The organism is Pantoea sp. BAV 3049, from assembly GCF_009765445.1.
Classification (GTDB): domain Bacteria; phylum Pseudomonadota; class Gammaproteobacteria; order Enterobacterales; family Enterobacteriaceae; genus Erwinia.
Map to the genome: position 1 here is coordinate 3487522 of NZ_WHOY01000031.1, position 22636 is coordinate 3510157.

24 protein-coding genes are annotated in these 22636 nt (G+C 54.7%); 7 read left to right on the plus strand and 17 right to left on the minus strand.

Annotated features, from left to right (window positions below):
• Positions 1 to 30 precede the first annotated feature (30 nt).
• Positions 31 to 924: a TIGR01777 family oxidoreductase gene (locus GSQ70_RS17200; RefSeq protein ID WP_158783679.1), complete on the plus strand. Its 894-nt coding sequence runs from the start codon at positions 31 to 33 to the stop codon at positions 922 to 924.
• Positions 925 to 972: 48 nt separating this feature from the next.
• Positions 973 to 1335, plus strand: coding sequence for a hypothetical protein (locus tag GSQ70_RS17205; protein ID WP_158783680.1), 363 nt, complete (start codon positions 973 to 975; stop codon positions 1333 to 1335).
• Positions 1336 to 1384: 49 nt separating this feature from the next.
• On the opposite strand, the gene hisP is transcribed toward GSQ70_RS17205, so the two are convergent.
• The 10 genes from hisP to accD all read right to left on the minus strand — a co-directional run bounded on the left by hisP (position 1385) and on the right by accD (position 10742).
• Positions 1385 to 2158, minus strand: coding sequence for a histidine ABC transporter ATP-binding protein HisP (gene hisP / locus GSQ70_RS17210; RefSeq protein WP_158783681.1), 774 nt, complete (start codon positions 2156 to 2158; stop codon positions 1385 to 1387).
• Positions 2159 to 2166: 8 nt separating this feature from the next.
• Positions 2167 to 2883, minus strand: coding sequence for an ABC transporter permease (locus tag GSQ70_RS17215; RefSeq protein ID WP_158783682.1), 717 nt, complete (start codon positions 2881 to 2883; stop codon positions 2167 to 2169).
• Complete coding sequence (locus tag GSQ70_RS17220; protein ID WP_158783683.1) at positions 2880 to 3566, minus strand: histidine ABC transporter permease HisQ; 687 nt, start codon at positions 3564 to 3566, stop codon at positions 2880 to 2882. The genes GSQ70_RS17215 and GSQ70_RS17220 overlap by 4 nt, the downstream gene beginning before the upstream one ends.
• Before the next feature lie 102 nt (positions 3567 to 3668).
• On the minus strand, positions 3669 to 4451 hold the full coding sequence (gene argT / locus GSQ70_RS17225; protein ID WP_158783684.1) for a lysine/arginine/ornithine ABC transporter substrate-binding protein ArgT: 783 nt from the start codon (positions 4449 to 4451) through the stop codon (positions 3669 to 3671).
• A 285-nt stretch (positions 4452 to 4736) separates the two neighbouring features.
• Positions 4737 to 5306 (minus strand): UbiX family flavin prenyltransferase, encoded by a 570-nt coding sequence (locus GSQ70_RS17230; protein WP_158783685.1) that lies wholly within the window; start codon positions 5304 to 5306, stop codon positions 4737 to 4739.
• Positions 5307 to 5401: 95 nt separating this feature from the next.
• On the minus strand, positions 5402 to 6919 hold the full coding sequence (gene purF / locus GSQ70_RS17235; protein WP_158783686.1) for an amidophosphoribosyltransferase: 1518 nt from the start codon (positions 6917 to 6919) through the stop codon (positions 5402 to 5404).
• Between the two features lie 36 nt (positions 6920 to 6955).
• Positions 6956 to 7441 (minus strand): colicin V production protein, encoded by a 486-nt coding sequence (cvpA, locus tag GSQ70_RS17240; protein ID WP_158785350.1) that lies wholly within the window; start codon positions 7439 to 7441, stop codon positions 6956 to 6958.
• Positions 7442 to 7777: 336 nt separating this feature from the next.
• Positions 7778 to 8512 carry a cell division protein DedD gene (gene dedD / locus GSQ70_RS17245; protein WP_158783687.1) on the minus strand — a complete coding sequence of 245 codons (735 nt, stop codon included), beginning with the start codon at positions 8510 to 8512 and terminating at the stop codon, positions 7778 to 7780.
• Entirely contained in the window at positions 8502 to 9764 is a 1263-nt protein-coding gene (gene folC / locus GSQ70_RS17250) for a bifunctional tetrahydrofolate synthase/dihydrofolate synthase (protein ID WP_158783688.1), read from the minus strand. The genes dedD and folC overlap by 11 nt, the downstream gene beginning before the upstream one ends.
• Before the next feature lie 63 nt (positions 9765 to 9827).
• Positions 9828 to 10742, minus strand: a complete 915-nt coding sequence (accD, locus tag GSQ70_RS17255; RefSeq protein ID WP_158783689.1) for an acetyl-CoA carboxylase, carboxyltransferase subunit beta — start codon at positions 10740 to 10742, stop codon at positions 9828 to 9830.
• Positions 10743 to 11022: 280 nt separating this feature from the next.
• Between accD and GSQ70_RS17260 the strand changes: the two genes are divergently transcribed.
• Positions 11023 to 11661 (plus strand): hypothetical protein, encoded by a 639-nt coding sequence (locus GSQ70_RS17260; RefSeq protein ID WP_158783690.1) that lies wholly within the window; start codon positions 11023 to 11025, stop codon positions 11659 to 11661.
• Positions 11658 to 12017, plus strand: a complete 360-nt coding sequence (locus GSQ70_RS17265; protein WP_158783691.1) for a hypothetical protein — start codon at positions 11658 to 11660, stop codon at positions 12015 to 12017. The genes GSQ70_RS17260 and GSQ70_RS17265 overlap by 4 nt, the downstream gene beginning before the upstream one ends.
• Before the next feature lie 98 nt (positions 12018 to 12115).
• Here GSQ70_RS17265 and GSQ70_RS17270 read toward each other — a convergent pair whose 3' ends face one another.
• The 5 genes from GSQ70_RS17270 to GSQ70_RS17290 all read right to left on the minus strand — a co-directional run bounded on the left by GSQ70_RS17270 (position 12116) and on the right by GSQ70_RS17290 (position 16833).
• The gene (locus tag GSQ70_RS17270; protein WP_158783692.1) at positions 12116 to 12778 is read right to left on the minus strand and encodes a DedA family protein; all 663 of its coding nucleotides are present in this window, start codon (positions 12776 to 12778) and stop codon (positions 12116 to 12118) included.
• Positions 12779 to 12807: 29 nt separating this feature from the next.
• Positions 12808 to 13623: a tRNA pseudouridine(38-40) synthase TruA gene (gene truA, locus GSQ70_RS17275; RefSeq protein ID WP_158783693.1), complete on the minus strand. Its 816-nt coding sequence runs from the start codon at positions 13621 to 13623 to the stop codon at positions 12808 to 12810.
• Positions 13623 to 14633 carry an aspartate-semialdehyde dehydrogenase gene (locus GSQ70_RS17280; protein WP_158783694.1) on the minus strand — a complete coding sequence of 337 codons (1011 nt, stop codon included), beginning with the start codon at positions 14631 to 14633 and terminating at the stop codon, positions 13623 to 13625. Before GSQ70_RS17280 ends, truA begins: the two co-directional genes overlap by 1 nt.
• Positions 14634 to 14826: 193 nt before the next feature.
• Entirely contained in the window at positions 14827 to 15963 is a 1137-nt protein-coding gene (gene pdxB / locus GSQ70_RS17285; RefSeq protein ID WP_158783695.1) for a 4-phosphoerythronate dehydrogenase PdxB, read from the minus strand.
• Positions 15964 to 16044: 81 nt separating this feature from the next.
• Entirely contained in the window at positions 16045 to 16833 is a 789-nt protein-coding gene (locus GSQ70_RS17290; protein WP_158783696.1) for a helix-turn-helix domain-containing protein, read from the minus strand.
• Positions 16834 to 16933: 100 nt separating this feature from the next.
• On the opposite strand from GSQ70_RS17290, the gene GSQ70_RS17295 reads away from it, so the two are divergent.
• Both GSQ70_RS17295 and flk read left to right on the plus strand, forming a co-directional pair.
• Positions 16934 to 17845 carry a DMT family transporter gene (locus GSQ70_RS17295; protein WP_158783697.1) on the plus strand — a complete coding sequence of 304 codons (912 nt, stop codon included), beginning with the start codon at positions 16934 to 16936 and terminating at the stop codon, positions 17843 to 17845.
• A gap of 123 nt (positions 17846 to 17968) precedes the next feature.
• The gene (gene flk, locus GSQ70_RS17300) at positions 17969 to 19006 is read left to right on the plus strand and encodes a flagella biosynthesis regulator Flk (protein ID WP_158783698.1); all 1038 of its coding nucleotides are present in this window, start codon (positions 17969 to 17971) and stop codon (positions 19004 to 19006) included.
• A gap of 3 nt (positions 19007 to 19009) precedes the next feature.
• Here the strand turns inward: flk and GSQ70_RS17305 are convergent, their stop codons facing one another.
• A complete protein-coding gene (locus tag GSQ70_RS17305; RefSeq protein WP_158783699.1) occupies positions 19010 to 19456 on the minus strand; it encodes a rhodanese-like domain-containing protein in 447 nt (148 codons plus the stop codon).
• A gap of 90 nt (positions 19457 to 19546) precedes the next feature.
• Between GSQ70_RS17305 and GSQ70_RS17310 the strand changes: the two genes are divergently transcribed.
• The gene (locus GSQ70_RS17310; RefSeq protein ID WP_158783700.1) at positions 19547 to 20977 is read left to right on the plus strand and encodes a PLP-dependent aminotransferase family protein; all 1431 of its coding nucleotides are present in this window, start codon (positions 19547 to 19549) and stop codon (positions 20975 to 20977) included.
• Here the strand turns inward: GSQ70_RS17310 and GSQ70_RS17315 are convergent.
• A complete protein-coding gene (locus tag GSQ70_RS17315) occupies positions 20971 to 22146 on the minus strand; it encodes an MFS transporter (protein ID WP_158783701.1) in 1176 nt (391 codons plus the stop codon). The two genes, GSQ70_RS17310 and GSQ70_RS17315, sit on opposite strands and share 7 nt — an antisense overlap.
• Positions 22147 to 22636: the final 490 nt, after the last annotated feature.

A 22636-nucleotide genomic window follows, 5' to 3' on the forward strand; every position in this document is an offset into this window, starting at 1 on the left:
TTTTTACTTCATCTCTTAAGGACAGACAACATGCACATTTTACTCACGGGCGGAACCGGCCTGATTGGCAGTCACCTTATTCCCCGCCTGCTACAGCGCGGCTTCCAGGTCAGCGTGGTCACCCGCGACGTGGCCAGCGCACGAAAAAAACTCGGCGACACGGTCAACCTGTGGTCAGGACTCGACCAGCAGCGAGATCTGGACGGGATCGATGCAGTGATCAATCTGGCAGGTGAACCGATTGCCGACAAACGCTGGACAGAGCACCAGAAACAACAGCTCTGTGAGAGCCGCTGGCAGATCACCGAGCGGCTGGCGGCGCTGATCAATGGCAGCACGTCACCTCCGGCCGTTTTCATCTCTGGTTCGGCCACGGGCTATTACGGTGATACCGGGGACCTGGTATTAACCGAGGACGATCCGGGGCATGAAGAGTTCACCCATACGCTCTGCGCCCATTGGGAAGCGTTAGCGCTGGCAGCAGAAAGTGAAAGAACGCGGGTTTGCCTGCTGCGAACCGGCGTTGTGCTGGCAAAGGAAGGCGGTGCATTGAGCAAAATGAAGCTGCCCTTTAAGCTTGGCATCGGCGGTCCCTTAGGCAACGGCAAACAGTACATGCCCTGGATCCATCTGGACGATATGCTCAACGCCATTCTCTGGCTGCTGGACAACAAAAACCTGCGCGGCCCATTCAATATGGTGGCACCGTATGCCGTGCGCAATGAACAGTTTGCCGCCACGCTGGGGCATGCCCTGCACCGTCCGGCCTTTATGCGCACGCCCGCCAGCGCCATCAAACTGATGATGGGCGAATCGTCGGTACTGGTGCTCGGCGGTCAGCATGTGCTGCCCAAGCGGCTGGAGGAGTCAGGATTTACCTTCCGCTGGTATCAGCTGGATGAAGCGCTGGAAGATGTGATGTAAGCTCTGGCAGCATGAGAGTTTCAAATCAGCTATCAGCAAGGCTTAATCATGAAAAAAGTCAGTATCCTGGCCCTACTTTTCATTCTTACCGGATGTGTCGATCTTGATCAGGTCATACTGCATCCGGAACTGAAAACAGCTTATTTTAACGGGCATCCCCGCCAGGTCGAAAACTGCCTGGACAGCGCAGCATTGAACAGGAATTTATCATTAAGGGAAGATGACCCTTTCTCGAATGGAGATAAGCGGTTTAATTTATTCAGAAAAGATGGCGAACATATCGCATCAATTGATGATCAGGCTTTTGGTAAAGATCAAACCAGCGTTAATTTTTATTACGTTCGCAACGACCCTGACGCATTCGCTTCAATAACTGCAATGATTGAGCAATGCAAAAAATCTCTCTACTGATCCTGAAGCAGCCAGGAGACGAATGGCTCGTCTCCTGGTGAAGGCGGGATTACTTTAGCGCCCCGGAGAGGAACTGCTGCAGACGGGTGCTTTTCGGATTAGTAAACAACTCCTGCGGCGACCCCTCTTCTTCAATTTTGCCCTGATGCAGGAAGATCACATGGCTGGACACGTGGCGGGCAAACTCCATTTCGTGGGTCACCACCACCATGGTTTTGCCCTCTTCAGCCAGCTTCTGCATGATCCTCAGCACCTCACCCACCAGTTCCGGATCGAGAGCGGAGGTCGGTTCATCAAACAGCAGCACTTCAGGCTCCATTGCCAGCGCACGCGCGATGGAAACACGCTGCTGCTGTCCGCCTGACAGGTTCACCGGATATTTAGCGCGGGCACGTTCATCAATCCCCACCTTATCCAGATAGCGGATTGCCCGCTCCTGCGCTTCCGCCTTGCTCAGGCCCAGCACCTGAATTGGCGCTTCCATCACGTTCTGCAGCACCGTCATATGGCTCCACAGATTGAAGTGCTGGAACACCATCGTCAGGCTGGTGCGCAGCGCACGCAGCTGCTCCTTATTGGAGACCTTCAGCTGGCCGTCGGTATCGCGCACCAGGTTGATCATCTGGTTGTTGACGGCGATGGTGCCTTCGCTCGGTTTTTCCAGGAAGTTAATACAGCGCAGGAAAGTACTTTTACCTGAACCGGATGAGCCGATAATGCTGATCACATCCCCGGCATTCGCCTGCAGTGATACGCCCTTCAGCACCTCATGCTCGCCATAGCGTTTATGCAGTTCGGTGACGCTTAATTTGTTTTCAGCCATAATTTTGCTCAATGGGTTGATGAAGGTTTAACGTGCTTCAGCCAGCGTTTTTCCGCTTTGCGGAACAGACTAATCAACACATACGAGATAATCAGATACAGCACGGCCGCGATGCCAAAAGCGGTAAACGGCTGATAAGTGGCGGAGTTAATATCACGCGCGACTTTCAGCAGATCCGGCACCGTCGCGGTAAAGGCCAGTGCGGTGGAATGCAGCATCAGGATCACTTCATTGCTGTAAGCTGGCAGCGCGGTGCGCAGTGCCGAAGGCATAATGATGCAGCGGTACAGTTTAAAGGTGGAGAAACCATAGGCGCGAGCGGCTTCAATCTCACCATGGGGAACCGCACGGATCGCACCCGCGAACATTTCTGTGGTATAGGCGCAGGTGTTAAGCGTTAATGCCAGCAGCGTACAGTTTAGCCCGCTGCGGAAAAAGACATTCAGCAACTCGTTGCCTTTCACCACTTCCAGCGTGTACATGCCGGAATAAAACACTAACAGCTGCACATACAGTGGCGTACCGCGAAAGACATAAGTGAACAGCCACACCGGGAAACTCACGGCTTTGATCGATGAGACGCGCGCAATGGACAGCAGCACCGCCATGCAGCCACCCAGCACAACGGAGACGATCAGCAGCCACAGCGTGATCGCCACGCCGGAAAAGCGGTAACCGTCGGTCCACAGCAGGGCTTTCCAGTATTCCTGAATAATATCGATCATAAGTCAGCTCTTCTTACACCCACAGAGTAACGGCGCGTTAACCACCACAGCACCCCGTTGGAGAGCGTGGTAAAAATCAGGTAAATCACCCCGGCCACAATGGCGAAGTAGAACGGCTGCCAGGTACTTTTTCCCGCCAGCTGCGTTGCTTTCACCACATCTTCCAGTCCCAGCAGCGAAACCAACGCGGTGGCTTTCAGGATCACCTGCCAGTTATTGCCAATGCCCGGCAGCGCATAACGCATCATGCCCGGGAACAGGATCCGGCGAAAAGTCTGTGAGGAGGAGAAGCCGAAGGCGGTGGCGGCTTCAATCTGCCCTTTTGGCACGGCCATATAAGCCCCGCGGAAGGTTTCAGTGAAGTAAGCACCATAAATAAAACCGAGCGTGATGATGCCCGCGACCATCGGATCAATATCAAACTGATCGAAGCCGAGCATATCAGTAATCTGATTCAGGGCGATCTGCAACCCGTAGAAAATCAGCAGCATCAGTACCAGATCGGGTACGCCGCGGATCAGGGTGGTATAACCTTCAAAAATCAGTGCCAGCGTGCGATTGCTGGAAAGTTTGGCCCCGGCGCCAATTAAACCAAGGATCACGGCCAGCAGCACGGAGCTGAGTGCCAGCTCCAGAGTCACCATCGCGCCTTTAAAAATTACTTCCGAATATCCATACAGCATAGGTAGTTCCTGTCCTGGTATTAACTTGGTGTTTTATCCGCCTGTAGCGTACAAAACGGGGGCCGCCGTCTGCAGACTGGCTGGCCCCCATGACAGGTATTGTTAACCGCCGTACACGTCAAAGTCGAAATATTTTTTCGCTAACTTGTTGTAAGTCCCATCTTTACGCATGGAATCGAACGCTTTATCGATAGCTGCTTTCAGGTCAGCATCATCTTTACGCATGCCCATACCGGTACCAACACCGAAGATTTTGTCATCTTTCACTGACGGACCAGCGAAGGCGTACTCTTTACCGGCTGGCTGCTTCAGGAAACCTTCGCTGGCGGCGACTTCGTCCTGGAATGCCGCGTCAATACGGCCCGCGGCCAGATCCTGATACACCAGGTCCTGGTTAGCATAGGGGGTGATAGTGATGCCCTGTGGACGCCAGTACTGATTGGCGTAGGTTTCCTGCACGGTACCCTGCAGCAGACCGATGGTTTTGCCTTTCAGCGATTCCACCGTCGGCTGAATTTTTGATCCTTTCGGCGCAATCAGACGGGAGTTAGCCGCGTACAGTTTCTCAGAGAAGGCGATCTCTTCCTGGCGCTTTTCAGTGATCGACAACGAAGAGATGATCGCGTCGATTTTTTTCGCTTTCAGGGAAGGGATCAACGCATCAAAGTCGCTTTCCACATAGGTGCATTTGGTCTCGATACGCTTACAGATCTCGTTCGCCAGGTCGATATCAAAGCCAACCAGCTGCCCCTGAGCATTCTTCGATTCAAACGGGGCATAGGTCGGATCGGTACCGATACGCAGCGTTTTTGGCACGGCGGCAAACGCGCTACCGGCGCTGGTCAAAGCCAGCAGCAGAGAAAGAGCCAGGACCTGCTTTTTCATAGATTACCCTCGAGTTTGGTCTTTTATTATTCAGTCGTGATGTGTGTTTAGCGCAGTAACAGCAAATGTCATGTGCAGATTTCGTGCCACTTTTACATCTGCCTGCCCCATCGCAGCGCTAACGGGCCTGTCCGCCTTTACCGGGCGCAAATACCTGGCAGGCGTGGGAATATATAGCAGGTTTGAAGTAACAAATTGGTAACAATGTCGCATTTTGGTGCATGGCATGCACGAAAAGCGATTCAGCACCAATTGACGCACCATTTTGGTGCTACTGAGGGAGGGTTATGCACCTTGCCAGCGCGTAAACAGATCTTTGTCGAGTTCAACATCAAACTGATCGAGGACGCGATTAACGGTCTGATCGACTATGTCCATCACGTTTTGCGGGCGATGATAAAAGGCCGGAACCGGCGGCATGATGATGGCGCCAAGCTCTGCGGCGGTGGTCATCATCCGCAGATGCCCAACATGGAGGGGAGTTTCACGCACGCACAGCACCAGCCTGCGGCGCTCTTTCAGGATCACATCTGCCGCGCGGGTCAGCAGCCCGTCGCTGTAGCTGTGCACAATGCCGGAAAGGGTTTTCATTGAACAGGGCAGGATTGCCATGCCATCCGTTTTGAAAGAGCCGGAGGATATACTGGCCGCTATATCGCGCACGTCATGGACCACATCGGCCAGCGCATTCACTTCCCGCACCGTGTAGTCGCTCTCCAGCGCCAGCGTCTGACGCGCGGCCTGACTCATCACCAGATGGGTTTCCACCCCGCTTACCTGCTGCAGAACCTGCAGAGCGCGCACGCCATAAATCACGCCGCTGGCGCCTGAGATACCGATAATGAGTCGTTTCATAATACTCCTTCGCTGTTTCTGTCCTGCCCTGGCAGAAATAAAAATAGGCTGGAATCGCTTCCAGCCCATCATACCTGCTGTCACACCTCAGGGCATTAGCCTTCGTTATGCATTTCCAGGTTTTCCACTTCATTCTGCCGGGCCAGCGCTTTGGCATCGTCATTACGCAGCGACTGGAGGTACTCCAGATATTGCTGATCGACGTCTTTGGTGACGTAAACGCCATTAAACACCGAGCATTCAAACTGGGCGATATCCGGGTTCTCTTCGCGTACCGCTTCGATCAGGTCGTTGAGATCCTGGAAAATCAGCGCGTCGGCACCAATCAGCTGGCGGATCTCTTCCACTTCACGGCCGTGAGCAATCAGCTCGGTGGCGCTTGGCATATCAATGCCATAGACGTTCGGGAAGCGAATTTCCGGAGCCGCAGAGGCCAGATACACTTTCTTCGCCCCGGCTTCACGGGCCATTTCGATGATCTGCTCGCAGGTGGTCCCGCGAACGATGGAGTCATCGACCAGCAGCACGTTCTTGTCACGGAACTCGGCGCGGTTAGCGTTCAGCTTGCGGCGAACCGCGCTGCGGCGCTGGTGCTGTCCAGGCATGATAAAGGTGCGGCCAACGTAGCGGTTTTTTACAAACCCCTGGCGGTATGGCTTGTCCAGAATGCGGGCCATTTCCAGCGCGATATCACAGGAAGTTTCCGGGATTGGGATCACTACATCGATATCCAGATCTTCCCACTCACGGGCGATTTTCTCACCCAGCTTGGTGCCCATACGCACTCGCGCACTGTAGACGGAAATTTTGTCCAGGAATGAATCCGGGCGGGCAAAATAGACGTACTCGAACAGGCACGGGTTGAATTTCGGGTTCTCTGCACACTGACGGGTAAACAGCTGACCTTTCTCGGTGACGTAAACTGCTTCGCCCGGTGCGACATCACGCAGGAATTCAAAACCAAGCGTATCCAGCGCCACGCTCTCGGAAGCCACCATATATTCGGTGCGGCCGTCAGCCAGGGAACGTTTGCCGATCACCAGCGGGCGGATGCCGTTAGGATCGCGGAAGGCAACCAGCCCGTGGCCGATAATCATCGCCACGCAGGCGTAAGCGCCACGCACGTGCTGGTGCACCGCTGCCACAGCGGCAAAAATGTTCTCGGCTTCCAGCGGATAGTGCTGGAAACGGTCCACTTCGGACGCGAAGATATTGAGCAGAATTTCAGAGTCGGAAGTGGTGTTAACGTGACGACGACCGGTTTCGAACAGCGCTTTACGTAGCTCGTGGGCATTGGTCAGGTTACCGTTATGAGCCAGAGTGATACCGTAAGGGGAATTCACATAAAAGGGCTGGGCTTCAGAAGCACTGGAGCTTCCTGCCGTGGGGTAGCGGACGTGGCCGATCCCCATATTGCCCTGCAGACGTTGCATATGGCGGGCTTCAAATACATCGCTGACCAGGCCGTTGGCTTTACGCAAACGGAAGCAATTCAATGCATCAATGGTAACGATGCCTGCGGCATCCTGCCCACGGTGCTGGAGCACCGTTAACGCGTCATAAATCGACTGGTTGACCGGTGAAAAACCGGCGATCCCGACAATACCGCACATATTGACATTTCCTCATAAGCCGCAACCCCGGTTCGATTACCGGGGCAAAAAACTCGACGTGCTTTTCAGGTAGTCGAAAAACCACCTGATGATGTAACTGAACTGGGGAACCAGCTGGGACTGTTGCCAGTCCGGGCTTTTGGAAAAGCCAGTGAAAGTATCGAGGAAAAACAGAATGGCTGACACAATCAGCACGCCACGTAATGCCCCGAAACAGACTCCCAGCACTCTGTCGGTACCCGACAGGCCGGTTTTTTCAACCAGCGAACCAATCACGTAGTTAACGATCGCCCCGACTAACAGCGTGGCAATGAATAACACCGCAATGGCGATTCCATTTCGAACCAGTTCGTCTTCAAAACCTGTAAACCAGACGGCAAGGAAGGAGTAGTAATGACTGGCGACAAAAAATGCGCAACTCCAGGTGACGAGGGATAAAGCTTCCCGAACAAACCCGCGGATCAGGCTGACAAGAGCCGAAAAACCAATAACCGCAATAATGACGTAATCTATCCAGACCATGAACTCTTCCAGCAACAATGCCCTTAAGATCGCCTCTTTCTGTGACAGCACTATCTCCATACAACAGAGGGAGACGAGCCTTAAGTTCGGGGCGAATTCTAACAGAAAAAGAAAACGTTTGCGTAGGGTTTTCCTTTGCCAGTTTAATTAAAACAAAATGCAAAAAAAATCAGCAATTACGCGCCCTGGCAGCCGGTGCAGCACCTGCACTGACCGTCCGAAGCAATTGGCTGATTTACTTCAGATAACCGGCCAGAACGATAAATGATGACCCTCGTTATGGCCGGGGACAACGCAGCCAGAAAAGGCTCTGGCTGTTACATTAATAGAGACAACCTAACGGGCGCTGTAAGGTTTAACCACCCCACCCAGCCCTGAAATGCCTTTCAGTTCGCTGACCGCTGCCTGCATCTTCGCTTTGGAAGCATCCGGCCCGACGTAGATGCGGGTAATTTGTCCCTGTACCGGCGTGGAAGGCACGGTGAAAGCACGGTAGCCTGACAGGCGCAGTTGTGCGACGACTTCATTGACCTTAGCGGCATTTTTCAACGCACCCAACTGAACAACATAGGCCTGACCGGCTGGCGCACTCTCCTGCTGAGCAGGCTGCGTTTGCTGCGGTTCCGGCTTCGGTTTTTCAACCGTTTTTTCTGCCGGCTTCGGCTGAGGTTTTGGCGTTTCAACAGGCTTTGGCTTTTCGACCGGTTTAGGTTTCTCTACCGGCTTCTGCTGCTGCGGCCTGGAAGGCTGCGTGGGCGGCGGAGCCACGACGGTAGGGTGATTAGCCGACTGAGGCGCGGTGGAACCGCTCTCTGCCTGGGAAGTATTGCCACCATCCTGCCCTGTCATTGCGGTACTGGCCCCTTCTGGCGGCTGGGCTGGCAGCGACTGGGTCACCGGCGGCACCATATCCGTTTCCTGCTGGTCGCCCGGTTTCGGCACCAGCGGAATAGCAGCAAACTCTTCTTTGTAATGCTTTTTCTTACCGTCCAGCAAGCCAGGCAGAATAATCACGCCCAGCGCCACGATAATGACGGTCCCGACTAAACGGTTTTGAAACTTACTTGCCACTGCCGTTCTCCGTTTGCATCGTTTCCATTACGTGTGCCACGGTGTGGAACGAACCACACACCAGCACAGTGTCCTGAGCCTGCGCCTGCTGGCAGGCATGATTAAATGCTTCTGCCACGCTGGAGAACGCCTCTGCCGTCGGCAGATGCGCCATCAGCTCACCCGCACTGGCACCCCGCGGGCCTTCCAGCGGCGCACAGTACCAGCAGTCAACTTCAGGGGCCAGGCAGGCCAGGGTTCCGGCAATATCTTTGTCATGAAGCATGCCAACTACGGCGTGCACTTTACCGGTTGTTGGCAGCTCGCTCAGTCTCCCGGCAAGATAGGCCGCAGCATGAGGGTTATGAGCCACATCCAGGATTATCCGGGGAGCTTCTGCAACAGTCTGAAAACGACCGGGCAAAACAGCCTTATCCAGCCAGCCGTAAATTACCGCCGGGTCCACTTTCAGGGAGGAGGCGCGCAACGCAGCCAGCGCAGTGGCTGCATTAGGCAAAGGAACTTGCGGCAGCGGAAGCGCCGCCAGAGTGCCCTGCCCGTCGCTGAACGACCAGTCGTTGTCACCCACGGTGAATGACCAGTCGCGACCACGCTTCAGGAGGGTTGCCCCCAACGTATCGGCCACTCCAGCGATGGTTTCCGGCATTTCAGGCTCGCCCACTACCGCCGGTTTGCCACCACGGAACACCCCGGCTTTCTCGCGCCCGATACTTTCCCGGTCCGGCCCCAGCCAGTCGGTGTGGTCCAGCGCAATGCTGGTGACCACGGCGATATCCGCATCAACAATATTGGTGGCATCCAGCCTTCCACCCAGACCCACTTCGAGGATCGCCACATCCAGCGCGGCGCGTTTAAACAGCCACAGCGCGGAAAGCGTGCCGTATTCAAAATAGGTCAGAGAGGTGTCACCGCGTCCGGCTTCAATATCAGCAAACGAGGCGGTATGGTCGGCTTCAGCCAGCTCTTCGCCCTGAATGCGCACCCGTTCGGTATAGCGCAGCAGATGAGGCGAGCTGTAGACGCCAACCCGATAGCCCGCCGCCATCAGCAATGTTTCAAGGGTCCGGCAGGTGGTGCCTTTGCCATTGGTACCGGCGACGGTGAAAACGACAGGTGCGGGAGTTAACAGGTCGAGCCGTGTAGCCACGCGCTGGACGCGAGCCAGCCCAAGTTCGATAGCTTGAGTGTGGAGATTCTCAAGATAATGAAGCCACGTGACCAGAGGCGACGTGGCTTGAGGAAGATTATCCATTTGTCCCGTTCACAACGTTACGGTTCATTGGTGAAAGGAGCTTGCGCTCCTTTCCATCATCAGTCAGGCCTCATGGCTCTGTGGGGCTTCATCTGCCGCCGCTTCTTTCAGGCTGTCTTCCTGCGGCTCTGGCAGATTCATCATCTTCGCCAGAATGGTTGCCAGCTTGAAGCGCATCACCGGACGGCGCACGATCATATCGATAGCGCCCTTCTCGATCAGGAACTCACTGCGCTGGAAGCCAGGTGGCAGCTTTTCACGCACGGTCTGCTCGATAACACGTGGACCGGCAAAGCCAATCAGCGCTTTCGGCTCGGCGATGTTCAGGTCGCCCAGCATGGCGAAGCTGGCGGACACCCCGCCCATGGTCGGGTCGGTCAGCACGGAGATATATGGCAGACCGCGCTCCTGCATTTTCGCCAGTGCGGCGCTGGTTTTCGCCATCTGCATCAGCGACATCAGCGCTTCCTGCATACGCGCACCGCCGGATGCGGAGAAACAGATCATCGGGCAGTTGTCTTCCAGGGCCTGTTCAACCGCACGCACAAAGCGCGCACCTACCACGGAACCCATTGAGCCACCCATAAAGGAGAACTCAAACGCTGCGGCAACGACTGGCATACCGTGCAGCGTACCTTTCATTACGATCAGCGCGTCTTTCTCGTCGGTCTCTTTCTGTGCTGCTACCAGACGGTCTTTGTATTTCTTGGAATCCCGGAACTTGAGCAAATCTTTCGGCTCCAGCTCGCTGCCCAGCTCAACCAGTGAGCCTTCGTCCAGCAGACTGTGCAGACGTTCACGACCGTGCATACGCATGTGGTGATCGCATTTCGGGCAAACTTCCAGATTGCGTTCCAGCTCGGCGCGGTACAGAACCTGGCCGCAGCTGTCGCATTTGGTCCAGACCCCTTCAGGGATACTGGCTTTGCGCGAGGGGGTGATTGTGCTCTTATTGAGAATTCGTTCAATCCAGCTCATTGATGACCTGTTATGTTGTTTGTTGTGCTAAATCAGTTACTTAACACAGATTATCGCCTGAGAAACAGGCAACATTACACCATAAAATACAACTTCACGCTACCTGTTCATTGTTGTGTTATCACAACCTTTTAAATGACGCTAATCGCCACAGCATAAGGGTTTAGCATCAGATCCTGTGTTTGTGATCCTCTTCGCTAATACCCTTTACTTAAATATGGATATATAAAAGCTAAACATTTAATGTAAGGCTGGTCACCACAATAAGGAGATTGAGAAAATGCTGGAACCTAAAAAAGGATTGTTAACGTTCAGGGCCGAAGGTAATGATTTTAAATCGAGCCAAGACTACTCAAGGAAAATACACTGGCCTGGCGTAGGCTCTTCATGTGGCAATAATGCATCTGGCGTGACTATTGGCAGGGGATTTGATCTGGGCAAAAGAACAAAAATCAGTTCTCTGATGATTTTACAAAGGGCGCAAATAAACACAGAACAGTCTGAACTTATTGCAAGCGGGTCTGGGATGAAAGGATGTTCAGCTTATCAATTTGTTAAGAAGAATCGAGATAAGATCGCAGAAATAACAGAACTACAACAGCTCACTCTTTTTTATATCACCTATTCTGAAATGGAAAAAGATGTAGAAAGAATATGTAAGAAAAGAGATGTAATCAAAACATATCATCCAATTCCAGATACGTCGCCAGAAATAGCATGGAAAAACATTCCTGAAATAATAAAAGAAGTCCTTATCGATTTACGATATCGTGGTGATTATACACCGGATAGCAGAGCGCTGATTCAACGTGCCGCCTATGCGGGAGATATCCGGGAGTTCAGGAAAGTTTTATCAGACAAATCACTTTGGCTAAGAGTTCCTAATGACAGATTTATCAGGAGGATGAATTCACTATGAAAAGAATGATCCAACATGTTATTTTTTACTGTTTAATTTATTCAGCAGGCGGTCACGCTGCATTTACTGAACCAGAAATAAGCCAGTTACAGGCTATCAATGACAATTCAGAAAAAGAAATGAAAAGCAGTTTAAACTTGCTAAAAGAAACCCTTAACAGATTAGCAAAAGACATGCCCGAGAGAAAAAAAGAAATTCTGGACTTAAGTCTTTCATGGAATAAAACCATTGAGAAAAAATGTCAGGTAAAAATACACGACTCGCTTAACACCGATGCTGAAATAGCAGAAAGAAATGCATGTTTAACATCAGAATACAAATTGGAAAAAGAGTTCATGGAGAAAATCAATCTTTAATCCGATACCCTTTGTATACTACATCCGTAGTATACAAAGGGCTTTTAGCGACTAAACGCCCGATATTCAGGCCCACCCGAAGGAGGTCTGACGTAAACTTACTGCGATTTCTGCTGCCGTGCTGCACGACGGTGGCGTAAAACTTCCACCACGCCAGGCAGAACCGATACCAGAATAATCGCAATTATCAGGTAGTGAATGTTCTCCTGCACTGCCGGGAGGTTACCGAAGAAGTATCCGGCATACGAGAACAGCAGCACCCAAAGCAGGCCGCCAGCCACGTTGAACAGCGCAAAATGGCGATAAGACATTTTGCCCATTCCGGCGACAAACGGCGCGAAGGTGCGAACAATTGGCACGAAGCGCGCCAGAATAATCGTTTTCCCACCGTGACGCTCGTAAAATTGATGCGTTTTATCGAGGTAGCTGCGACGGAAAATCTTCGAGTTCGGGTTGCTGAACAGTTTATCGCCAAACAACCGGCCAATAGTATAGTTCACCGCATCACCCAGGATGGCTGCCACGCACAACAGCACTACCATCACATGAACGTTCAGCGCACTGTCAGGAATGGCCGCCAGAGCACCGGCCACGAACAGCAGCGAATCGCCGGGCAGGAACGGCGTGACCACCAGCCCCGTTTCGCAAAACAGGATCAGGAACAAAATGGCATAAATCCAGACGCCGTACTGCGCAACCATCGCTTGTAAATGGACATCAATGTGCAGAATAAAATCGATTACGGTGTGAATCAGTTCCATATAAATTTCCTTGATACTCCAGGCCAGGTTTAATCCGCGAGGAACAGAGGCCCCATCGGCGGACGTGGTAAATCAAAATGGTCAGGATAATCGACGGCGACCAGATAAAGCCCTTCGGCTCTGGCGGTCGCTGCTGCGAGCGTGCGATCTTTTGCCGCCAGCAGCTCTGCCATCCAGCTCTCCTGCTGATTCCCACAGCCTATTTCCATCAGGCTGCCAACTATGTTGCGCACCATATGGTGCACGAAGGCATTGGCTTTGATATCCACCACCACGTAAGCACCAAGTCGGCTGACGTTCAGGTGCATTACATTGCGCCAGGGCGTGCGCGACTGGCACTGCACGGCCCGGAATGAGGTAAAATCATTCTCACCCAGCAGAACCTGCCCGGCGCGCTGCATCTTTTCCGCATCCAGGGGATGATAAAAGTGCGTGACGCCACCGTGCAGGATTGCCGGTCGCAGACGCCGGTTATAGATGACATACCGGTAACGCCGCGCGGTGGCGCTAAAACGAGCGTGAAACTCATCAGAAACTGACTTTACCCAGCGCACCGCAATGTCGTCCGGCAGGTTGGCATTCACTCCCAGAGTCCAGGCCGCATCTTTACGCTGTGAAGTGGTCTCGAAATGCACCACCTGACCGGTGCCGTGAACGCCAGCATCCGTTCGCCCGGCGCAGAACACGCTGACCGGATGATCGGCCACTTTCGACAGGGCTTTTTCCAGCTTTTCCTGCACGCTTCTGACTTCCTGCTGCCGCTGCCAGCCGTAATAACGGCTGCCATCGTATTCAATGCCGAGCGCCAGTTTAAAGGTCTGCTGCGGCAGGACGGCTTCGGACATCAGTAAAAATACTCCTGCACCAGCTGCTCAGCGGTTTTCACCGCCATCAGCGCGCCGCCAAAGCGAACATTGTCCGCCACTGACCAGAATTGCAGCATCTCCGGCACGCCGTAATCGTTGCGCACGCAGCCAAGGCTGAGCTGCACGTTGCCGGAAGCATCGCCAACCTGAGTTGGATAGTCATCTTCATCAGACAGGGCAATGTCTTCCGCCTGCACCAGCGCTTCACGTGCTTCTTCAGCCGACATCGGACGAAGATTTTCGATATGCACAATCTGCGCGTTGCCGTAGAACACCGGAGCCTGAACAGTGGTCACGGTAATTGGCAGACCTTCGTCCTGCAGCACTTTGCGCACCTGATCAATCAGCCGACGCTCCTGCAGTACGCTGCCTTCAGCATCCGCCAGCAGCGGCAGCATATTGAAGGCCAGCTGACGACCAAAATAAGTCTCTTCAGCAGGCAGACCGTTCAGCAGACGGGCACTCTCCCCCGCCAGAGAATCAACCGCGGCTTTGCCGTGGGCAGAGGCAGCAATCAGGCTGGTGACCTGCAAACGTCCCAGACCGGCCTGATCGACCAGCGGCTTGATGGCGCACAGCAGCTGACTGGTGACGCTGTCCGCCACGCTGATGATGTTGCGATTGCGGTAGTCAGCCAGCACCTGCGGATTAACATCCGGCACCACCAGCGGCACATCCGGCTCCAGCGCAAACAGGTCGCTGGTGTCAATCACCAGGCAGCCCGCGTTTGCCGCTTCATCGGCGTAACGGGCCGAGGCTTCGCGCCCGGCAGCGAAGAACGCCAGCTGCACCTGTGACCAGTCAAACTGGCTGGCGTCGTTGACCATCAACGTTTTGCCTTCAAAACGCAGGTTTTCACCCGCGCTGCGTTCGCTCGCCAGCAAATACAGCTCACCAACCGGGAACTGGCGTTCCGCCAGCAGTTCCAGTACAGCTCCCCCTACTGCGCCTGTCGCGCCAAGTAGCGCAATATTCCAGCCGTCAGACATGTTGGTTTACTCCAGACAATGACACAAAAACAGAAGGCGGTGAGGACACCGCCCGGTATTTAAAATTTTTCCCGTCATCACGGGGCAGAATCTCCTGGCACGGGCGGAATAAACGCCTCCCCTGCTGCAGAGGCGAACTCCTTCGCTCCACTTTATGGATATCTGAATTTAGCTTTCCTGCCTTATGACAACCTTAGGAAGCCGGCTGGAAAACGGCGTTGAAGCCAAGCTTAGCCAGCAGCGCAGCAGCCTGCTGCGAATCACAAATCACCTGCAGCGAGGACCATTCGCGACGCTCCATATAATTCTTACGCAGCCGATCGAACTCACCCGCTATCGCCGCCACTTTTCGCAGTGGCGCATCATCACGGCGCACATCATACACCAGATGGACCACTCTTTTTAGCGTTGGCTGGTCCAGTTCACCGTGCAACGTGACGCTGCCAAATTCCGGCGCGGGCAGCAGCGTATCAAGCGCGACCTGCTCCGGTTTGCCAAGGAATGCCGTCCAGGCTTCATAAACCTGAGTGGTGCCGCGCGCTTTACCTTCCAGCGTATAACCCGCGATATGTGCGGTGGCAATGTCTACTTTCGCCAGCAGCGGCAGGGAAAGATCCGGTTCTGGTTCCCAGACATCCAGCACCACGCTAAGATCGCTGCGCTGCTCCAGCACCTTTAACAGAGCGGCATTATCCACCACCGGACCCCGACAGGCGTTAATCAGAATGGTGCCAGGTTTCAGAGCATTCAGCAGCGCTTCGTCTGCCAGATGCAGCGTTTTGTATTCACCCTGTTTAAAAAGCGGCGTGTGGAAGGTGAGGATATCGGCTTCGGCTACCAGCGTGGAGAGCGGCAGGAAATCCCCCTCATCACCGCGATCGGCACGTGGTGGATCGCACAGTAAGGTACGGATGCCCAAAGCCTCCAGACGGGCCTGCAACCTGCCGCCCACGTTGCCCACGCCGACGATGCCTACGGTACGGTCTTTTAGCAGGAAACCATCACGCTCTGCCAGCAGCAGCAGAGAGGAGAAAACATACTCCACCACGGCGATGGCGTTGCAGCCTGGCGCGGCTGAGAAAGCAATTCCCTGTTCCTGCAGAAACGCCTCATCTATATGGTCGGTTCCGGCTGTGGCAGTGCCGACAAACTTCACCGGTTTTCCGTTCAGCAGCTCCGCGTTAACCTTAGTGACCGAGCGGACCATCAGCCCATCGGCATCATCCAGCTCGCGCTGCGGAACCGGGCGGCCCGGCACGGCAACCACGTTACCGGTGCGGCTGAACAGCTCGCGGGCATAAGGCATATTTTCATCAACGAGGATTTTCACAATCTGTTTCCTGCGTAATAACAGTGAGGGGCGATATTCTGCCACATTCCGGCAGCCCGGATAACCCTGAGGTGCTGTCATTCAGACGTTTACCGACGCGCTGCGGCGATAACGCTCCGGCGTGGTGCCGGACTGCTGTTGAAACATCACGATCAGCGCCGAAGCGGAACTGTAGCCCAGCTCCAGCGCCACGTTCTTCACCGATTTACCCTGTTCCAGCAGCGAGATAGCATGCAAAAAACGCAGACGCTGCCGCCATTCGCTGAAGGTCATCCCCAGCTCGCTCTGGCAACGGCGTGACAAGGTGCGTTCGGTGGTGTAAACACGGGCAGCCCACTGCGCCAGCGTGGTATTATCGGCGGGATTTTGTTCCAGCGCCGTCAGCACCGGGGCCAGGATTTTGTCGTCAGAAATAGGCAGGTAGCTGTCCTGCACTTCAGCGCACTTCAGCTGATCCATCAGCACCCCGCACAACCGCCAGTCCGCCTCAGTTTCCGGCACTTCCACTTCACGGACTGCACAATCATCAATGATAGCCTGCACAATCGGGCTGACTTTGAGCAGGCACGCACGCCGGGGCAAAGCATCACATAACGATGCGGCAATATTAAGCGTACGGAAATGGGCCTGCTTGTGGTTATAGCTGGCGTGCTCCACTCCGGGCGGGATCCAGATAGGAATGGCAGTGGGCGTCAGCAGGCGTTCGTCGCCCACTCTCATCTCCAGCACATTGCACTGAACAAAGATTACCTGTCCCCAGCTGTGGGTATGGGGCAGAAACTCTGTTCTGGCGTTAGTCTGTTCGTAGCGAAAGAAAAATTGCAGACTGTTTGCGTCATACGGAGAGAAGTAAGTTATCTGCTGGATCATTCTGTCCGGTCCGTGAAGATTATTGTCTGATTATCGTTATTCGTTTTGAACAGGACAAGCGTAAACTGCCCGCACTCTCTTTTCTGAGCCAGGTAATCTGATGAATTTTATGTTTCCCCTGCTGGCGGTGCTGATCTGGTCGATCAATGCCATCGTCAGTAAAGTTTCGGCAGGCGCGATCGATCCCGCAGCGATCTCCTTTTACCGCTGGGTGCTGGCCCTGCTGACTCTGACGCCGTTTATCCTGCCGGGCGTGTGGCGCAATCGTCAGCAGATTAAACGGGTATGGTGGAAACTGCTGATCCTCGGCCTGCTGGGCATGGTGCTGTATCAGAGCCTCGCGTATTACGCCGCGCACAGCGTTAGTGCGTTGTTTATGGGTATCCTGAACGCACTGATCCCACTGCTGACCGTATTGATCAGCATTGTACTGCTGCGACTGGCCCCGACGCTGGGTATCCTGCTGGGCAGTATTCTCTCGTTTGGTGGGCTGGTGTGGCTGGTCAGCCAGGGGGATCCTCAGCAATTACTGTCACACGGGTTGGGGAAAGGTGAGCTGATGATGTTTGCGGCCTCAACCTCCTACGCGCTGTATGGCGTACTGACCAAACGCTGGGCGATTACGCTGCCAAACTGGCAGAGCTTATACGTGCAGATTATCTTTGGCGTACTGCTGCTGCTGCCTAACTTTTTACTGGCAAAGGATGTGTCGCTGAACGTGAACAACATTCCGCTGGTGCTGTTTGCCGGGATCCCGGCCTCGATTATTGCGCCATTCCTGTGGATTCAGGGAGTGATGAGGATGGGTGCCAATACCGCCACTATCTTTATGAATCTGGCGCCGATTTTCACCGCGATTATCGCCGTGCTGTTCCTGCATGAAACGCTGCACAGCTATCACTTTATTGGCGGCGGCGTCACGTTGATCGGGGTGTTCCTTGCCCAGCGGCTGCGGACGCCACTGCGTCTGAAAAAAGAGCCTGCCAGTCGGTGTCCTGACCCTTCAGTCTGAACAGACTAAAATAATTCCTCCTCCATCCCCCCGGCCTCTACCTATCGCCGGGCGGGATTGTTATCATAGTGAATCACCCTTTCCGGCGCCCCGGATTTTGACCTATGAGTTAAGGATTTTGCCATGCAACCTCTAAGTGGCCCCGGTGCGCCAGTTCCCGGCGATCGTACTGCGGTAGATGCCAAAACCGGCACCGTCCGCCCAGGCCCGGGAGATCAGCCGCTGTCACCTGCCCAGCGCACCACGCTGGAAAGGCTGATCGTCAAAATCATGTCGCTCAGCACGTTAAAATCTCCTGAACTTTGGGCGGGATTACGTCGTGAAGTGGGGGTAAAAAATGATGCCGGTCTTTTATCGCGTCATTTTCCTGCTGCCGAGCAATTCCTTAATACCCGCCTGTCGCAGGTGCAGAATACTCATGCGAGCCGCCAGCTGTTTCAGCAGCTCAGCGATCTGCTGCCCCAGGGAAATAATCGCCAGGCGGTCAGTGACTTTATCCGTCAGCAGTTTGGCCATACCGTGCTCAGCTCGCTGAATCCGGACCAGATGCGCCAGGTGCTGACCATGCTGCAGAACGGCCAGATGGCGATTCCGCAGCCACAGCAAAATCACATTACCGACCGCTCGCTCCTGCCAGCCGAACATCACACGCTGAACCAGCAGATTGCCAGACTGGCTGCGGCTACCGGTGAACCACCCGACAGGCTGTGGACTGCGGTGCTGAAAGTAGTCAATCTGCACAGCGGCGATCCCATTCCTTCGCGCCTGTTCCCGCTGATGACTCAATATTTGCAGGTCAGTCAGACGCTGAGCCAGCATGCCGCGCCAACGCTGCCGATGCTGCTGACTTCGCTAAAAGTGCCGCCGGATCACGCTGAGCAAAAGATGCTGGAAGATGCCAGCCAGCAGCGCTTCCAGCTGCCGCCGCAGGCCATACTGACCCCGATTCAGGCACAGGATCTGATGAACCTGCTGTTCTCCCGGCGTGCCGAAAGGCTGCGTGAGCAGATGCTGGCAGATAACGAAATCAATCCTCAGCCGATTGTTGCGCCGCTGTTCGGTTACGTGCCTGCGGTACTGCAGCCGCTGGTTAACCGTCCGGTATTCACCGCCTTTGCCGTGCTGGTGCTTCTCGCCTTCCTGATGTGGATTTTCCTCTGAGTTTCAGCAGCCGCAGTCGGTTAATGTCGTCTGCGGCCATTCACCCCTTTCTGTACCCAGCGTGACCGGATGACGGTCGCGCTGCCAGAAATCCAGCCCGCCAGTCAGCTCTTTTACCTGAAAACCGGCACTTGCCAGCTTCCAGGCCCCTTTAGTTGAGCCATTGCAGCCAATCCCATCGCAGTAAGTAACGTAGACCTTCTCCCGGTCCAATCCGGCCAGCGTTTCGGCAGTCATGGTGCGGTGCGGAAAACTCACGGCCCCACAAATATGCCCGGCCTGATACTGCTCTGCCGGACGGGTATCAATCACCACGATCCCGGCAATGCCGTTAGCCAGATCCTGGGCCAAATCCCAGGCATCAGCGTAATGAGCCAGTTTATCCAGCAGCCAGACGGTACTCTGCTGTGCGGAAGGCGGCGGAAATTGTAAAACGGCGGAAGCAGTCATCAGTGAACTCCTTTGATTAGTGTACAAGCCGATGATACGGTGAAATGGCCTTAACAATAATACCCATTTCTACCGGATGATAAGACCATTATGTCGCTGACCACCGTACCCCTTATTCCACTCTTTGCTTCTCAGCAGGCCCTGACTCTGCGGGAAAAACTCTGCGCTACTTTGCGCCAGCTGATTGCCAGCGGAACGCTGCAAAAGGGTGAGCGACTGCCCTCCTCCCGCCTGCTGGCCGGAGATTTATCACTGTCCAGGGTCACGGTGGAAGCCGCTTATGCACAGCTGGAGAGCGAAGGCTACCTGTTACGCCAGACTGGCAAAGGCACTTTCGTGGCTATTGCTTTGCCAGAAGATCGCCGGGTGAAGAAACCCACTCAGGCAGCCCTGCCAGTGCTTTCTGCCCGGGGAAAACAGATCGTTGCTACGGGCGGCTGTCATGATCCCCTCTTCCCGCAGGCCTTTGCTGCCGGTTCGCCAGATCTGCGGGCTTTTCCGCAAAATATCTGGCGTCGTCTGGTTGGGCAGCGCCTGCGCCACTCACCGGAAGAGATGATGCGCTATGGCGATCCACAGGGATTACCTGAGTTACGTGATGCGGTGTCCCGCTACCTTGGTCAGTCACGCGGAGTACGCTGCAATGCCGCACAGGTGATTATCCTCACCAGTTCGCAGCAGGCGCTGCAAATGCTGGCAACATTACTGTGCGATCGGGGAGATAGTGTCTGGCTGGAAGAACCTGGCTACAACGGCGCACGTAATGCTTTTATCAGCGCTGGCGCAGAGGTAAAGGGCATTCCGCTGGACGATCAGGGCGCGGTGCCCGCAGAGGTGTCACCCAAACTGGTGTATCTCACGCCGTCGCATCAGTACCCTACCGGCATCACCATGAGCCTGCAGCGTCGCCTGCAGTGGCTGACTTATGCCCGGCGTCAGGGCTTCTGGCTGATTGAAGACGATTACGATAGCGAGTTTTACTACGACGAGCAGCCGATGCCCGCACTGCAGGGGCTGGATGAAGACCATCGGGTGCTGTACGTCGGCACCTTTTCCAAAGTGTTGTTCCCTTCCCTGCGGCTGGCTTATCTGGTGGTGCCGCCGTCGCTGGTAGAAGCCTGTTGCCGTTTGCGCAGCGTGATGGACGGCCACAGCGCGCAGCTGATGCAGGCGGTCACCGCCGATTTTATTAACAACGGTCATTTTCAGGCGCATTTGCGACTGATGCGTAAACTTTACGCCAGCCGCCGCGATTTGTTGCTGGCAGAACTGGAGAACAAACTCGGAAATCGGCTGCTACCGCTCAGCCATAACAGCGGGCTGCAACTTACGGTGACGTTACCACGAGGCGGCGAAGAAAGGTTAACAGGCGAGGCGCTCAAGGCCGGGCTGATCCTGCCACGATTATCTCCTTTGTGTGCTGCTGAAATAAAGCAGGAGGGCTGGCTGTTGGGGTTCTCCGCCCTGCAGCGGGCGGAGATTATTCAGGCCGTAGAGAAACTGGCCCGGTTACGTTACTGACTTCTGGCGAAATTAAGCGTGACGGCAATGCCCAGCGCCGCACAAGCCGCCCCGGCAAGATACACGGAACCATAGCCGAAAGAAGTCGCCAGAATACCGGTCAAGGGTCCGGTAATGCCGTAAGCGATATCCTGGAAAGCCGAGAATCCGCCAAGCGCCGTACCGCGTACCTGCGGTGCCACACGTTTCACTACTTCCACCCCCAGCGCGGGGAAGACCAGCGAGCAACCTGCGCCAGTCAGGGCAGCGCCCGCCAGCGCCATTGTGCCATTGGTCGCCAGCCCTAATACCAGCAGCCCTGCCGCCTCAATTGCCAGTGAGAACAGCGCCACCCGCACGCCACCCAGCCGATCCGGCATCCAGCCAAAGAAAATACGCATCAGCACAAAGGCCAGCCCGAAGGCGGTCAGAGTATAACCGGCATTTCCCCAATGCTGGCTGGCAAAATAGAGCGTGGTGAAAGTGCCAATTACAGCAAAACCGGTACCCTGCAATGCCAGAGCAAAACCGGGCGACAGGATCTGACCGACCACTTTCCACAGAGAAGGGCGCTCGCCACCATGCGCCGGCACCGGCTTCACCCAGAAGTTAAACAACAGCGCCAGCGCAGGAAGCAGAATGGTGGCGATGCCCATGCCCATAAACCCCCAGTGATCGTGCAGCAGCAGCCCCAGCGGCGCACCGGCAGCCAGCGCGCCGTAAATCGCCATGCCGTTCCACGACATCACCTTGCCGGAGCGTTTCGGCCCCACCAGCCCCAAGCCCCAGGTCAGATTCCCGGTCAGCAGCTGGCTTTCACCAAAACCCAGCAGCAGACGTCCCACCACCAGCAGGGCAAATTTCGCCATCACCGGCAGCGGCAACACGGCCGCCAGTACATAAGCCAGCCCGACCAGCGCACAGACCAGCATGCCCTGCAGGGTTGAACGCCTGGCCCCGCGCTGATCGGCCAGCCTGCCAGCATAGCCACGGGTCAGCAGCGTGGCGAAAAACTGCACGCCTACCGCCACACCCACCATCACATTATTGAGTCCCAGTTCCTGGTGAACAAACAAGGGGATCACCGGCAGCGCGAGGCCTGCGGTGAGATAAGTTAAAAAAACGGCAAAAGAAATACTGGCCAGTGCAGTAGTCGCCTGCACTGGTCGTTGCTGTGTCATGGATGACATAAGCCACGTAACTCCTTGTTAAAACGTAAGGGCCGCCAGACAAGCGCACCCATCAATACCCATTGCAGGACAACAGGCCGGGTGCGTTGGATAACGTTAAACGCTTACGCAACATCGTGACGACGCTGGAGAGAATATTGCCGGAAAGTTTGGCGGAAAGCCGGGAGATCGTCAATCGCGCCCACACCCGTTGCGCACTTACAAACACAACCACTCTGGCTGAATGGCCTTAAACTTAAGGCAAATTTCAGTCGCTACCGGCTAAAAGAAGGAGAATTACGTAACTCTTCCACCAGATATCAACCTTCGTTGAGCCTCTTCCGGCCCCAGCGATGCGATAATCCTCACAACTCTGCGATTTTCTGCGCCCCCGCTACAAAAAAAGACGCGCAAAATGACCCTCTGGCTTTCCTGCATCCGTATACTGTTAAAAATAAACGGCTAAAACAATTAAATTTAACAAAATATAAACATATATTTGATGTAAAAT